Annotated in this window: 11 protein-coding genes and 2 tRNA genes; 3 read left to right on the top strand and 10 right to left on the bottom strand. The window is 60.5% G+C overall.

The window, feature by feature from the left end; all coding sequences use genetic code 11:
• Positions 1-28: 28 nt before the first annotated feature.
• On the top strand, positions 29-1,930 hold the full coding sequence (locus tag ACZYR5_RS16180; RefSeq protein ID WP_489090114.1) for a potassium transporter Kup: 1,902 nt from the start codon (positions 29-31) through the stop codon (positions 1,928-1,930).
• A 43-nt stretch (positions 1,931-1,973) separates the two neighbouring features.
• Here ACZYR5_RS16180 and ACZYR5_RS16175 read toward each other — a convergent pair whose 3' ends face one another.
• The 6 genes from ACZYR5_RS16175 to ACZYR5_RS16150 all read right to left on the bottom strand — a co-directional run bounded on the left by ACZYR5_RS16175 (position 1,974) and on the right by ACZYR5_RS16150 (position 7,424).
• The gene (locus tag ACZYR5_RS16175) at positions 1,974-2,276 is read right to left on the bottom strand and encodes a Fis family transcriptional regulator (protein WP_489090113.1); all 303 of its coding nucleotides are present in this window, start codon (positions 2,274-2,276) and stop codon (positions 1,974-1,976) included.
• Positions 2,273-2,629, bottom strand: coding sequence for a type II toxin-antitoxin system RelE/ParE family toxin (locus ACZYR5_RS16170; protein ID WP_489090112.1), 357 nt, complete (start codon positions 2,627-2,629; stop codon positions 2,273-2,275). Before ACZYR5_RS16170 ends, ACZYR5_RS16175 begins: the two co-directional genes overlap by 4 nt.
• Before the next feature lie 229 nt (positions 2,630-2,858).
• Positions 2,859-4,154 (bottom strand): virulence factor family protein, encoded by a 1,296-nt coding sequence (locus tag ACZYR5_RS16165; protein WP_489090111.1) that lies wholly within the window; start codon positions 4,152-4,154, stop codon positions 2,859-2,861.
• Positions 4,154-6,796, bottom strand: a complete 2,643-nt coding sequence (mprF, locus tag ACZYR5_RS16160; protein WP_489090110.1) for a bifunctional lysylphosphatidylglycerol flippase/synthetase MprF — start codon at positions 6,794-6,796, stop codon at positions 4,154-4,156. The genes ACZYR5_RS16165 and mprF overlap by 1 nt, the downstream gene beginning before the upstream one ends.
• 278 nt (positions 6,797-7,074) lie before the next feature.
• Positions 7,075-7,151, bottom strand: a tRNA-Met gene (locus ACZYR5_RS16155).
• Between the two features lie 196 nt (positions 7,152-7,347).
• A tRNA-Met gene (locus ACZYR5_RS16150) sits at positions 7,348-7,424 on the bottom strand.
• A gap of 298 nt (positions 7,425-7,722) precedes the next feature.
• Here ACZYR5_RS16150 and dinB point away from each other — a divergent pair.
• Positions 7,723-8,784 (top strand): DNA polymerase IV, encoded by a 1,062-nt coding sequence (gene dinB, locus ACZYR5_RS16145; RefSeq protein WP_489090109.1) that lies wholly within the window; start codon positions 7,723-7,725, stop codon positions 8,782-8,784.
• Positions 8,785-8,828: 44 nt separating this feature from the next.
• Here dinB and ACZYR5_RS16140 read toward each other — a convergent pair whose 3' ends face one another.
• The 4 genes from ACZYR5_RS16140 to ACZYR5_RS16125 all read right to left on the bottom strand — a co-directional run bounded on the left by ACZYR5_RS16140 (position 8,829) and on the right by ACZYR5_RS16125 (position 13,619).
• On the bottom strand, positions 8,829-9,782 hold the full coding sequence (locus tag ACZYR5_RS16140; RefSeq protein WP_489090108.1) for a hypothetical protein: 954 nt from the start codon (positions 9,780-9,782) through the stop codon (positions 8,829-8,831).
• Positions 9,783-9,799: 17 nt separating this feature from the next.
• Positions 9,800-11,515, bottom strand: coding sequence for a proline--tRNA ligase (locus ACZYR5_RS16135; RefSeq protein ID WP_489090107.1), 1,716 nt, complete (start codon positions 11,513-11,515; stop codon positions 9,800-9,802).
• 126 nt (positions 11,516-11,641) lie between these two features.
• Positions 11,642-13,204 (bottom strand): AmpG family muropeptide MFS transporter, encoded by a 1,563-nt coding sequence (locus ACZYR5_RS16130; protein WP_489090106.1) that lies wholly within the window; start codon positions 13,202-13,204, stop codon positions 11,642-11,644.
• Between the two features lie 43 nt (positions 13,205-13,247).
• Positions 13,248-13,619 (bottom strand): MGMT family protein, encoded by a 372-nt coding sequence (locus tag ACZYR5_RS16125; protein ID WP_489090389.1) that lies wholly within the window; start codon positions 13,617-13,619, stop codon positions 13,248-13,250.
• 147 nt (positions 13,620-13,766) lie between these two features.
• On the opposite strand from ACZYR5_RS16125, the gene ACZYR5_RS16120 reads away from it, so the two are divergent.
• A complete protein-coding gene (locus ACZYR5_RS16120; protein WP_489090105.1) occupies positions 13,767-14,774 on the top strand; it encodes a DUF481 domain-containing protein in 1,008 nt (335 codons plus the stop codon).
• The last annotated feature ends 41 nt before the right edge of the window (positions 14,775-14,815 follow it).

Below are 14,815 nucleotides of genomic sequence, written 5' to 3'. Positions count from 1 at the left end.
GGTCCGGTCTGGGTAGTAGGGGTGGTGGATGGGTCAGGCAAGTAGTCAGGCAGCGGGCGCTGAGCACTCGGCAGCCAAGCCGATCGGCATGCTGGTGGCGGCGGTGGGGGTGGTCTATGGCGATATCGGCACGAGCCCGCTGTACACCCTCAAGGAAGTGTTTTCCGGCGGTTATGGCGTACCGGTCACCCATGACGGTGTGCTGGGGATTCTGGCGCTGATCTTCTGGTCGCTGATCTGGGTGGTGTCGATCAAGTACATGATGTTTGTCCTGCGCGCCGACAACCAGGGCGAGGGCGGGATCATGGCCCTGACTGCGCTGGCCCGCAGTGCTGCGGCGGGGCATGCGCGACTGCGCACGCTGCTGGTGGTTTGTGGCCTGATCGGTGCCGCGCTGTTTTATGGCGACAGCATGATCACCCCGGCGATTTCCGTGCTCTCGGCCATCGAGGGCCTGGGCCTGGCCTTCGATGGCATCGACCATTGGGTGGTGCCGCTGTCGCTGGTCGTGCTGGTGGCGCTGTTTTTGATTCAGAGCCACGGCACCGCGCGAATCGGCATCCTGTTCGGTCCGATCATGGTGACCTGGTTTGTCGTCCTGGGTGCGCTGGGGGTGTACGGCATTCTCCAGTATCCGGAAGTGCTGCACGCGATAAATCCGATGTGGGCTGTGCGCTTTTTCATCGTGCACCCGGGCATGGGGGTAGCGATCCTGGGCGCGGTGGTGCTGGCATTGACCGGGGCCGAAGCGCTGTACGCCGACATGGGCCACTTCGGCCGCAAACCCATCGCTCGCGCCTGGTTCATCCTGGTGTTGCCGGCGCTGGTGCTCAATTACTTTGGCCAGGGCGCATTGCTGTTGGGCGACCCGCAGGCGGCGCGCAACCCGTTCTACCTGTTGGCGCCGGAGTGGGCCTTGTTGCCACTGGTCGGCCTTTCGACCCTGGCCACCGTGATTGCCTCCCAGGCGGTCATCTCCGGGGCTTTCTCCCTGACCCGCCAGGCGATCCAGTTGGGCTACATCCCGCGCATGCACATTCAGCACACCTCCAGCGCTGAACAGGGACAGATTTATATCGGCGCGGTGAACTGGTCGCTGATGGTCGGGGTGATTTTGCTGGTGCTCGGTTTCGAGTCGTCGGGTGCCCTGGCTTCGGCCTATGGCGTGGCGGTGACCGGCACCATGCTGATGACCACCATCCTGGTGTCGGCGGTGATGCTGCTGCTCTGGAAGTGGCCACCGATTCTTGCGGTCCCGGTGCTGGTCGGTTTCCTGTTGGTGGATGGCCTCTACTTCGCCGCCAACGTACCGAAAATCGTCCAGGGCGGCGCCTTCCCGGTGATCGCCGGTCTGGCGCTGTTCGTGCTGATGACCACCTGGAAGCGCGGCAAGCAGCTGCTGATCGAGCGTATCGACGAGGGCGGACTGCCACTGCCGATTTTCATCAGCAGTATCGCCGTGCAGCCGCCTCACCGAGTGCAGGGTACCGCGGTGTTCCTCAGCGCGCGCCCGGACGCAGTGCCCCATGCGCTGTTGCACAACCTGCTGCATAACCAGGTGTTGCACGAGCAGGTGGTGCTGTTGACTGTGGTGTATGAAGACATCCCGCGAGTGCCGCCCAGCCGGCGTTTCGAGGTTGATTCCTACGGCGAAGGGTTCTTCCGAGTCATCCTGCATTTCGGCTTCACCGATGAGCCAGACGTGCCGCAAGCCTTGAAACTGTGCCACCTCGCCGAACTGGATTTCAGCCCGATGCGCACCACTTACTTCCTCAGTCGCGAGACAGTGATCGCCTCGAAACTTGAAGGCATGGCGCGTTGGCGCGAGGCGCTGTTCGCGTTCATGTTGAAGAATGCCAATGGCAATTTGCGCTTTTTCAATCTACCGCTGAATCGGGTGATTGAGTTGGGGACGCAGGTGGAGATGTAGGTCAGAAAGAAGCCCGCGTCAGCGGGCTTTTTATGGGGGGAGATCAGGCATGAGTTGATTCCGGCTCTGGGACCAGTCTTACCTCGACGCGCTGGCCGAGTGCGCGTGCAGCGCTGGCCAGGGTTGCCAGGGTCATGCCTGGATCATTCTGGTCGAGTGCACGGTCTACAGCCGTTCGGCTGGTATGCATACGTTCCGCCAAAGTTTTCTTTGTTACCTTCTGGCTCTTCATTGCTTGGGCGATCTGCCAGGCAATGACACGCTTGAGTGCTGCGGCAGATACTTCTTCCACCAGACCCTCTTTTTCAAGAAAGTCGTCAAAATCGGAGCCGATGTGTGGGTTCATCGAGTGTTCCTCTCTAGTATCACCTTGCGCTGTTTGGCTGTTTCCAAGTCGGATGCCGGGGTTTTCTGGCTCTTTTTGATGAAGCCGTGGAGCAGGACCATGAGGTTGTCTTTTAGCGTGAAGAGAACGCGAGCGATGGTATCCAGCAGATCTATCCGTACTTCCCACAAGCCTCCTTCGAGTTTTCTGACAATTGGCATTCCAATTGGCCAGCCGAACTGAACCGTTTTTATTTCAACCCCAATCATTCGCTTGTGATCACGCGGCAATGCGTTAAGCCACTCGCGTACTGGTTCGTTGCCCGCCGGCGTACGAAAAAAGCTGACATTCAACGTCGGTTGCTTTTCAGTCATGGTCGAGTGTACCAAAAAAGGTTCATATTGCAATTGGCAGGTTAATTGGTTGCCAATGGAGGTGTTGCCACATTTGTCCCTGAGCGGGGATTGTCAGTGCCGGCAGGGAGGCTACCTCGGCAACAGCGGCGCCATAAGGAGGCAATGTGCCCAAATAGTAAGATTTGGCGTATGAAAAAGCCCCCGTCACCGGCACGTGACGAGGGCTTTTTGGTACAGGCAATTCAACTCACTCTTCAGCCACCTTCGCCGCAGCCTGGCGCTTGACGATGATGTCCACCAGGCGCTGGGCCAGGGCTGGGTAGTTTTCGTCGAAGTGGTGGCCGCCTGGCAGCTTCATGGCTTCGCCGACGGCTGTCTTGTCGGTGCAGCCGCTTTCATCGGCTTCTTCTTCGCCGTAGATGCACACCACTTTGGCGGCAGGCAGCTTGGCCATTTCCGGGCCGGTTGCGGCTTCCTTACCGGCGTTGCCGAGCCAGCCTTCGACTTCGATCTCGAAACTGCCGGTGCGGGCGAAGGCCAGCAGGATAATCGCGTCGACGCGTTGCTGCTCCGACTCCGCCAGGCGGTTGTAGATGGCCGGCAGGACATCGGCACCGAACGAGTAGCCGGTCAGGATGAAGCGCTTGGTGCCCCATTTCTGCCGGTAGTGCTGCATCAGCTCAGCCAGATCGATGGCGCTTTGCTCGGGGCTTTTGTGTTGCCAGTAGTAGCGCAGGGTGTCGATGCCGACCACTGGGTAGCCAATCTTGGCCATCTCTCCGGCCACATCGCGGTCCAGGTCGCGCCAGCCGCCATCACCGGAGAGGAACAGGGTGACGGTGTCCTTGGCCTGGCCGGCGGGCACTTCGACCACCGGAATGTTCAGGCCGCCGTTGCTCTGGTCGGCGCCGACCAGAACCTTGCGCAGTTCGTTGTTCAGGACCTGTGGCAGGTTGATGTCGTAGTCGCTGATGCTGGTCTCGGCGTTGGCCTGGTCGCGTACGAAAGCGGCACTGGTGTCGTCCGGGTTGTCGTTCCAGGCTGCCAGCCAATGGCCGTGGGCCGCGCTTTTTGGCAGCAGGTGGGTACAGCCAGGTTTTTCCAGGGCCAGGTCGACCGAGATCGCTTGGGACTTGTCGTCTTTCTGCTCGGCCAGCCAGCGCCAGGCCAGTACTGCACCCGGACCAATGCCACTGACCAGGGTCGCCGGGCCTTGCAGCTGTCGAAGAGCCGACTGCAGGGCACGGCCTTGCAGCATGCAGTCCTTGGGCAGGATCACCTGGACGATCTGCGCCGAGCCGGCGCGACTGAGTGTGGTCAGTTGGCTGTCGCTGAGTTTCTGCTCATCGTTGACCGCCACTACCACCTGGGCCCGTGCCTTGGTGCCCGGAATGACCCGGGTCATGGGCGCGCCATCGGTGGGGGTCAGGCGTTCCAGGGTCGGTTGTGGCGCCGGACGGTTCCAGTACCAGTAGCCACCACCGAGAATTACCGCCAGGGCCACCAGAGTGGCCAATACATACCGCCAGGAGCGTTGAATCATTAGCGTTTCACCAATCCAGTCAAGCCGCCCGCGATCAGGGCGGCGGTATCGGCCAGTGCCACCAGCGGATCGAGTCCGGCGGGCACAGCCATATAACGGGGTTCCCAGTCAGGCTGGAATTTGTCCTTGAAGCGGCGCAGCCCCTGGAAGTTGTAGAGCTGCTCACCCCGGCGAAACACCATCGAGCCGAGGCGCTGGGTCAACGGGGCGCCGCGACGGGGTTGCAAGCCCGACAGTGGCACCATGCCCAGACTGAAACGTGCGTAGCCATGGTTCTTATAATGCTGAATCAGGCCGACCATCATGAATTCCATGGTCAACTTGGGGGCGTCCGGGTGTGCGCGCATCAGGTCGAGGCTGGCCAGGTCATGGCTGTAGGTCTCGAGCAGGTTGGCGAAGGCCACCGGGCGCCCTTCAAAACGAATGATCGCAATGCGAAAGTGCTTCAGGTAGTCATCGCTGAAACGACCGAGGGAGAAGCCTTTTTCACGCACGTTCTTGCCAGTGAGCCAAGCGTCGGAAATGACCCTGAGTTCATCCATTGGCGCCTGGCCGGGCTCATGGATCTCCAGCGACAGGCCATCGCGGGTGCCACGATTCCAGGTGTAGCGCAGGTCCTTCATCTCCTTGCCCTTGGCTTCGAGGTCGAAGCGCACCAGGTCAACCCGGGCTTCTTCGCCGAGCTTGATGGCAGTCAGGCCGATGTCCATGTAATAGGGCAGGTTCTCCGCGCGCACCTGGTAAAACACCGGGCGGGCATGGTGCAGGTCGCAGAGATCGCGGAACTGCCAGATCATTTCCGCGCGATGCTGTGGCTGGCCGATCGGGTCGTACAGGGCGACCAGGCTGCGGCCACGGCGCGCGTACATCAGGAAGGCATCATCGTTGGGGTGAAACAGCAGCGCCTTGTCACCGGTCAGGGCCAGGCCGCCGTCCGGTTGTGCCGAAGCCATGAGAATCTTGCGGGCTCTTTCCAGCTCTTCGGTGTCCGGCAGGTCGATCGCCGGACGTGCGGTGCGCAGCAGCCAGGTCAGCGACACCACCACCAGCAGCACCGCCGCACCGAGCAGCGAGCGCAGGCCGCGTGGTGCGTCGGAGTCCAGGGTGAACTGCCACCACAACTGATGACTGTAGGGCACATCCTGATAGGCAAACAGCAGCAGCCAGATCGAGGCGGCCAGTACGCAGACACTGGCGACCAGGTACAGCGGCGAAAACGGCAGCTCGGTCAAACGGCTCGGGCGGTAGAACGAACTGCGGAAGATCGCCAGCAGGCTGGCGGTGAGGATCAGCAGGCTGGCTTCTTCCCAGTCGAACCCCTTGAGCAGCGAGAGCAGGGCACCGGCCAGCAGCAGCACGGTCGTCAGGATCCACGCCGCCGACAAACGTCGACGCAGGCCCTGGGCTAGCAGCAGACACAGCACGCCGATCAGGCTGGCGCCGAAGTGCGAGGCATCAATCAGTCGATGGGGGATCAGAAAGCCGATGTGCTCCAGGCGCGTATCAATCTCTGGGGTCGCGCCGGAGAACAGCAGCACTACGCCAGACAGGAACACCAGCACCGCCAGCACGGGTGCGGCGAGACCGGAGGCGGTGCGCAGGGTTTCGCGCGTGTTGAACAGGCGTTGGGCTTCGTTGATCAGTAACAGGATGCAGGCCACCAGCATCGGCAGGATCACATAGATCAGGCGATACAACAGCAGCGCAGCAGCCAGCGGAGCGGCGCCGAGTTTGTCGGCGAAGGCGGCCAGCAGGATCGCTTCGAAGACCCCGACACCGCCCGGCACGTGGCTGAGCACGCCTGCCGCCAGCGCCAGCAGATAGACCAGCAGGAACGCACCGAACGGCGGTGCTTCGGGTAGCAGCAGATAGAGCACGGTGGCGGCGGCTGCGACATCCAGCGCAGTGATGATCAGTTGCAGGAAGGTCAGGCGCCGGCCCGGCAGGCGCAGCGTGCGTCGTCCGGCACGCACCAGCAGGTTGTCCGCATACGGCTGCTCGGGCAGGCGGCGACGGTAGATGCCGATGGCCAGCGCTGCGCAGAGCAGCAACACGGCAATCGCAATGCCACCCAGCAGGGTTTCGGACAGATGCAGGGCGGCGGACGCGGCGGGCAGGTTGCTCAAGGTGGCCAGTGCTGCCAGTGGAGGCAGGGCGCAACCCAGCGAAAGGCTGGCAAACAGGGTCATGTGGGCGACTTCTGACGCCCCCAGACCGTGCCGCGCATACAGGCGATAACGCACAGAACCACCGGATAGCAGCGAGAGGCCGATCGCATTACCAATGGCGAAAGCGGTGAAGCCGCCGAGCATCAGGCTGCGCGGCGGCAGGCTGACATTGGCGTAGCGCGAGGCTGACCATTCATAACCGAGCAAAATGACGAAGCCGACGATGGTCGCTGCCAGGGCTCCCAGCAAGGCCGGTTGGGGCACTTCCAAGATCGAGTCGTGCAGGGCATACAGATCCAGCTCGCTCAACAAATGGCGGCAAGCGATCAGTGCAATGGCGAACAGCAACAGGGTGACGGCCAGGCCAATGGGCTGGCGGTACTTGCTCAGCAGATCCAGCCAGTGCAGGCGGGTGGCTGTAATCGGTGGGTTCGCAGTGACGGTGTCTTGTGAGTCAGACGAGTTGGCGCGCATCAATCACCTCTTGGATTGTGCGCGACAGGATGGGGGTATCCAGCCAAGTTACCAATCCCTGTAGAAAAAAATAGTTACAAGTACGGACGCTTATCATTGAGCGCTGTGCGCCGGGGCGCAATCGTGTCTTGAGGGTCATCTGCGATTGAGCATAGCCTGATCTGAAGAATCGGGGGAGGGTGGCAGAAGTTCGCAGCACCATGCCAGGCCATTGTTACGAAAGGATTTTTCTAGGGATACAAAAAAGGCCACTCTTTCGAGTAGCCTTATTTGATGTTTGGTTGCGGGAGCCGGATTTGAACCGACGACCTTCGGGTTATGAGCCCGACGAGCTACCAGACTGCTCCATCCCGCGTCTGTGTGGCGGCATTCTACAGAGGAACGCGAGGGTGTCAACCGTTAATCGAACATAAGAGCAAATAAACCTGAATCAGTCGCTCAGGCCTGCGGCGTTGAGATAAGTCTTGGATGTTGAACGAGAATTTCTCAGGCGGTGGAAAAACACGCGCGCATAAAAAAGGCCACTCTTTCGAGTAGCCTTTTTTGATGTTTGGTTGCGGGAGCCGGATTTGAACCGACGACCTTCGGGTTATGAGCCCGACGAGCTACCAGACTGCTCCATCCCGCGTCTGTGTGTCGGCATTCTACAGAGGAACGCTGGCGTGTCAACCTCTGGAATTGGAAAAATGCTTCCTGTTCAATTGGTTAGCTGTTTTCAGTGGGTGGCTGACGCCGCTTGGGGCTTGCCACACAAGGCTTTCAGCTCTATTGAAGGTGAAATTACGATTAATAAAATAAATTCCAGGTGCCATGTTTCAAGCGGTTTTCAGCAAGCCAAAAAGCACTGGTGCTATATACAGTTGTCAGTGAGATACTAGTGATCTGACGGCTGAATGCCTTTTTTCCTTCACCAAGCGCTGCCTTTTATGACGCAACGTAAAATCATCCACGTCGACTGCGACTGCTTCTATGCCGCCATCGAGATGCGTGACGATCCGACGCTTGCCAGCAAACCTCTTGCAGTGGGTGGGTCGGCGGACCGTCGTGGGGTGATTGCGACCTGTAACTATGAGGCGCGGGCCTATGGTGTGCGTTCGGCGATGTCATCGCGTCATGCGCTGAAGCTGTGTCCGGACCTGGTGATCGTCAAGCCGCGGATGGACGCCTACCGCGAAGCTTCAAAGGAGATCCAGGGGATTTTTCGCGACTACACCGAGCTGATCGAGCCGCTGTCGCTGGATGAGGCTTACCTGGATGTTTCCGACAGTAGTCATTTCAACGGCAGTGCCACGCGCATCGCCCAGGACATCCGTCGCCGGGTCTCCAATCAGTTGCACATCACCGTCTCGGCGGGAGTGGCGCCGAACAAGTTCCTGGCGAAAATCGCCAGCGACTGGAAAAAGCCCAATGGGTTGTATGTGATCACCCCCGATCAGGTCGAGGATTTTGTCTCGCAACTGCCGGTCAGCAAGCTGCACGGCGTGGGCAAGGTCACGGCGGACAAGTTGGCGCGACTGGGAATAGACGATTGCCTGCAGTTGCGCGACTGGAACAAATTGGCGCTGGTGCGCGAATTTGGCAGTTTCGGCGAGCGGTTATGGGGGTTGGCGCGTGGGATCGATGAGCGTCAGGTGCAAAATGACAGCCGCCGGCAATCGATCTCTGTGGAGAATACATACGACATCGATCTGCCTGACCTGGTCAGTTGCCTCGACAAGCTGCCCGAGTTACTGGATACCCTGAATGGCCGCATGGCGCGCATCGACAGCAGCTATCGCCCGGGTAAACCCTTCGTCAAAGTGAAGTTCCATGATTTCACCCAGACCACGCTGGAGCAGGCTGGGGCGGGACGGGACTTGGGCAGCTATCAGTTGTTGCTGACCCAGGCGTTCAATCGAGGCGCAAAACCGGTGCGGTTGCTGGGGATTGGCGTGCGCTTGCAGGATTTGCGCGGTGGGTTTGAACAGTTGGACCTGTTCAGTCGCTGATCGGGCAGAAAGCCTCGTGCCCGCAGGCACGAGGTGGCCGAGATTCAGTTGACGCCAGGGTCTGCTACCAGGCGCCCGGCATCCTTGGTCAGCGACTTGAGGAACTCACTCTGCAACTCGGGATCGTTGCGGGTCAGTTCGATCAGGCTCTGCTCCAGTTCGCTGGCTTCCTCTTCCAGGCCCAATTCCGACAGGCGTTTGACGCGGTGTACCCACTGGCTCACTTCGTCATCTTCCAGATCGTCGTAGATCAGTTCGTGGGCTTCCAGCAGTTTGCCGCGCAGGCCGCTACTGATGGCCAGCGACGAGTCGACGTGAACGTCGTCCTGGGCGTCGGCGACGCTGATCTGCAATTTGCTGAGGCGGCTCAGGTCGTGCTCGGAAAACGGGCTGTCGAGCAGGTTCAGGCGCAGCACACCATTACGATCGGTGGTCAGTTCGAAGGTCTGTTTGCCAGTCTTGACTTCGACCGGACGCTCGCTCCAGGGCAGGCTGGAATATTCCGTGCGCCGGTCACGCTCGACTTCGTCGATGCCCGCCAGGTTCTGCTGCGCGCGACCGTGGGACTGCACGTTCATGAACGGATTGAGCCCGGCAAAGCCATAGCTGATCCAGTCCTTGGTGACGCTGTCCGGCAGGTTGCCGAGGGCAAATACGTTGACCACATTCGCGCCGACCCCGGCCACGACCGCGACCGCACCCAGCGGGATCTCGTAGACCTCCCGCCAGGGTTGGTAAGGCGTGTAGCGATCGTAGCGGCGGGTGACTTCGAACTCGGTGACCTCAAAGGTCTTCTGTTCGTGAATCCGTACTCGGCGTTGCGGCAGCTCAAGCACCTTAGGCTCACCGACATCGATCTGCAGGCTGTGATCGAGCAGCTTTCGCTCGATGCGCTCCTCGTGCTCGCTGCGCTGTGACATGTGATTGGCACAGCCGCTGAGCAACAGGGTGCCGCACAAGGCGGCACCACCGAGGTTTAAGGTGTTTCGCTTGAACATGACGTCTCTATCTGGTTTCAGCGGCGGATACGGGCCTGCAGGAACGACAGTACTTCAGCGACCGGCAGCGCTTGCGGCTCTGCTTCGGTACGGCTCTTGTACTCCAGGTTGCCTTCGGCGAGGCCGCGGTCGCTGACCACGATCCGGTGTGGAATGCCGATCAGCTCCATGTCCGCGAACTTGATGCCCGGGCTGGTTTTCTTGTCCCGATCGTCCAGCAGCACTTCGAAGCCGGCGCCTGTCAGTTCGGCGTACAACTTGTCGGTGGCTTCGCGTACCAGCTCGGTTTCGTAGCGCAGCGGTACCAGGGCAATCTGGAAAGGCGCGAGGGTATCGCTCCAGATGATGCCTTTCTCGTCGTTGTTCTGCTCGATGGCAGCGGCCACCACGCGGGAAACGCCAATGCCGTAGCAACCCATTTCCAGGGTCACCGGCTTGCCGTTCTCGCCCAGCACTTCGCACTTCATCGCCTTGCTGTACTTGTTGCCCAGCTGGAAGATGTGCCCGACTTCGATACCGCGCTTGATTTCCAGGGTGCCCTTGCCGTCCGGGCTTGGATCGCCGGCCACGACGTTACGCAGGTCAGCTACGGTTGGGACCGGCAGGTCGCGCTCCCAGTTGACGCCGAAGTAGTGCTTGTCGTCGATGTTGGCGCCGATACCGAAGTCGCTCATCAGCTCGACCGAACGGTCGATGATGATTGGCAGCGGCAGGTTTAGCGGGCCGAGGGAGCCGGCGCCGGCGCCGATGGCGTCGCGCAGTTCTGCATCCGAGGCCATGACCAGCGGACTGGCGACGCCAGGCTGCTGGGCGGCCTTGATTTCGTTGAGCTCGTGGTCGCCACGGATGATCAGGGCAATCAACTTGCCTGGCTCTTCGGCGTGGACGATCAGGGTCTTGATGGTCTTTTCAATCGGCAGATTGAATTTTTCCACCAGTGCGGCAATGGTCTTGGTCTCTGGGGTATCGACCAGGCGCAGCTCTTCAGCCGGCGCAGGGCGCGAGGTTTCCCGTGGCACGGCTTCGGCTTTCTCGATGTTCGCGGCGTAGTCGGAGCCGTTGCTGAAGACGATGTCGTCTTCGCCGGACTCGGCCAATACGTGGAACTCGTGGGAGCCAGCGCCACCGATGGAACCGTTGTCCGCTTCAACTGGGCGGTATTTCAGGCCCAGGCGCGAGAACACGTTGCAGTAGGCCTGGTGCATGCGGTCGTAGGTGACCTGCAGCGATGCCTGATCGGCGTGGAAGGAGTAGGCGTCCTTCATGATGAATTCGCGGCCACGCATCAAGCCGAAACGTGGACGGATTTCGTCACGGAATTTGGTCTGGATCTGGTACAGGTTGATCGGCAGCTGTTTGTAGCTGCTCAACTCGTTGCGCATCAGATCGGTGATCACTTCTTCGTGGGTCGGGCCCGCGCAGAAGTCGCGACCGTGACGATCTTTGAAGCGCAGCAGTTCAGGGCCGTATTCTTCCCAGCGTCCGGATTCCTGCCACAGTTCAGCCGGTTGCGTGCTCGGCATCAACACTTCGAGCGAGCCGGCGGCGTTCATCTCTTCGCGAACGACGGCTTCCACCTTGCGCATGACTCGCAAGCCCATGGGCAGCCAGGTGTACAGGCCCGAGGCGAGTTTGCGGATCATGCCGGCACGCAGCATCAGCTGATGGCTGACGACAACCGCGTCGGAAGGCGTTTCTTTCTGTGTGGCGAGCAAAAATTGACTGGTGCGCATGGGAGGCCGTTGTCGGTTGCTGATGACGAGAAATGACGGAGCAGTGTACCGGCGAGATCCGCCGACGTACAGGCGTGTGGCTGGCGGTGTGGTCCGGGGCAGGCAAAGCTCTGCGCCCGGGGTGTTTCAGGATTCTTCGATGGCCTTGCCGTTCGCCACCGGTTCGGGCGTGGGCGTCGGGCCTTCGCGCCGGCTTTGCTGGTACCAGTGGATGGCGATCAGGACCAGCGTCGGCACGCCGAGGAAGGCGGTGATGATGAAGAAGTTGTGGTAGCCGAATTTTTCCACCATGACCCCGGTGTAGCCGCCGATCAGGCGCGGTAGCAGGAGCATGATCGAGCTGAGCAGGGCGTATTGGGTGGCGGAAAACTTCAGGTTGGTCAGGCTCGACAGGTAGGCCACGAACGCCGATGTCGCCAGGCCGGAGCTGAAGTTGTCCAGGGAGATGGTGACGATCAGCATCTGCAGGTTGGCGCCCATGTCGGCGAGCATCACGAACAGGATGTTGGTCGCAGCGGAGGCGGCGCCCCCGATAAACAGGATCGGCAGGATGCCAAAGCGCACGATCAGCAGGCCGCCCATGCCAGCGCCAACCAGGGTCATGATCAGGCCGAAGATCTTGCTGACCCCGGCAATCTGGTCCTTGGTAAAGCCCAGGTCGATGTAGAACACGTTGGCCATGACGCCCATGACCGTGTCGGACATGCGGTAGGTGGCGATCAGGCCGAGCAGCAGCAGCGCCTGCCAGCGATAACGCATGACAAAGTCGTTGACCGGCGTCAGGACCGGTGCCAGGCCGCGACGGCCCATGGCGGACAGGCACATGGCGGTCAGGGTGATATAGAGAATTGCGCGCAGGAAGGCACGGTCTTCCAGCAGCAGGTCGAGTGGGCTGGCGTCGCCGAACAGGACGCTGGCGAAGTCGGTGTTGTAGAGCTGGGTGAACATCGCCGGCAGCGAAACCAGCAGCACGATCAGCACGAACACCGAGGCCAATTGATGCACAAAGCTGTAGCGTCCGGCAGACAGTTGGGTGCGCAGGGGCACTGGCGGTTCGCGCATGAAAAAACTGGTCAGCAGCGCCGGAACCATCAACAGGCCGAACAGCACGTAGGTGCCGGTCCAGGCCGAGTGTTGATAGTTGAAGCCAGTAGAGCCAAAGCCTTCGGCGAAGAACAATGCGCCGGCGGTTGCCAGCAACGCAGCGACCCGATAGCCGGACATGTAGCTGGCGGCCAGTGCTGCCTGGCGGGTGTCGTCGGCGATTTCCAGGCGGTAGGCGTCGACGGCGATATCCTGGGTGGCTGAGGCAAAGGCGACCACTACGGCGATCGCAATCAGCCACGACAGATGCTTTTGCGGATCGCAGAATCCCATGCCGATCAGGCCGAGAATCACCAGGCCCTGGGAGAGCACCAGCCATGAGCGTCGTCGGCCGAGTTTGCCGAGCAAGGGCAGGCGCCATTGATCGAGCAGGGGGGACCACACCCATTTGAAGGCATAGGCCAAGCCGATCAGGCTGGCATAACCAATGGTTTCGCGGGCCACGCCGGCTTCACGTAACCAGACGGAAAGCGTTGAAAACACCAGCATGTACGGCAGGCCGGCGGCGAAACCCAGCAACAACAGCACGAGCGTCGAAGGGCTGGCATAAGCGGCGAGCGCGGCGCGCCAGGTTTTACGGGGCATGGGCTGGAGTCTGCCTCAAAATTACGGAAACAAAGCGCGCACTCTAACCGCTGTGCTCTACCGGGCGCCAGCCATGGCGCTGAATATCAACACGATTGTTCAGGATACTGATGCCCTCCAGGCGCAAGCGCGCCCGTTGTTCATCTCCCGAAGCCGTGCCCACAGGCAGGCTGATGCGCCCTCCGGCAGCGAGCACCCGATGCCAGGGTAGTTTGCTGTCGTTGGGCAGTTGGCTCAGGGTGCGTCCGACCCATCGTGCAGCGCGACCCAGGCCCGCCATTTCGGCCAGTTGCCCATAACTCACCACCTTGCCTTCGGGTACTTGGGCCAGGGTCAGGTAGAGTGCCGTTCGGCGGATTTGTGCCGGGTCTTGAGGTTCGTGCTCATTGTCGCTCACGTCCGGGTTTCCTTGCAGGTGGGCGAAATACCGTCAGAAAGACAGGGTGCCGTTGAGTCGATGATAAATGAACTCATTACCGATGCTCCGGTCAGTCCTTGCTCAGGCTTTCTCTTCAGGGATAATGCCGCCTTTTTTTCGCAAACTTGAGTCCCGTCTTTGCTTATGTTGTCCAGAACCCTGCTATGCCTTGCCGTCATCGGATCCTGCTCTCCCGCCCTTGGCGATACCGTCTGGTTGAAGAATGGCGACCGCCTGAGCGGCAAGATCAAGCTGTTTGATGGCGGCAAGTTGCTGATCCAGACCGAGTATGCCGGTGCGATTCCCATCGACTGGAAGCAGGTCAAGACGCTGGAGAGTGACCAGGAGTTGCTGGTCAAACAGGATGCCTACTCCGGTGAAAAAGCCAAGGCCCTGCAGCCTGCCGATGACGGCAAGGTCACGCTGGCTAACGGCGAAGCGCCGAAGACCGTGGAATTGGCGAGCATTCAGCAGATCCTCAAGCCCAAGCCGGTGGTCGAGGATCTGGTGTGGAAAGGCAATGTCGATGTCGCCCTGGATTATCAGCGCGCGGAAAAAGACACCGATGACTATGACATCGATTTCAAGACCTCTGCCCGTCACGGCAAGTGGCGCCACACCGCTGAAGGTGAGTACAACCGTGAATTCCAGGATGAGGAAGTGACCACGGACAACTGGCGCGCCGAGTACGCCCTGGACCGCTTCATCACCGATCAATGGTTCTGGCAGGGCCGTTTGACCTACAAGCGGGACAAGGTCGAGGACCTTGCTCGTCAGCGCACCGTCGGTACCGGCCCGGGTTATCAGTTCTGGGATGACGAGCTGGGGGCGTTTTCGCTGGGTTCGCTGCTCAATCGCACCGACTACGAATATGCCGATGGCGGCAAGGACAACTTCTATTCGCTGGCCATGAAGTGGGACTACAACCGTTACCTGCTCGGCAAGTCGGTGGAGTTCTTCACTAATGGCGAGGTGGGTAAACCGCTCTCCGGCGTGGCGGATTTCGCCCTCGATGCGGAAATGGGCTTGCGCTACAAGGTCACTGACTGGGCGTCACTGAACCTCAAGGCGGAGCGTGACATTGTCAGCGGCTCCGAAGATGCAGACTTCAGCAAGACGCGCTATACCGCAGGCTTCGGCGTCACCTGGTAACGGGCACGGGGAGGCGAAAGCCTCCCGCCGGACAAAACACA

The sequence above is a fragment of the Pseudomonas sp. F007 genome (assembly GCF_057814275.1).
The sequence above is the reverse complement of the archived record's forward strand: the minus strand, read 5'-3'. Positions and strand labels throughout refer to the sequence as shown.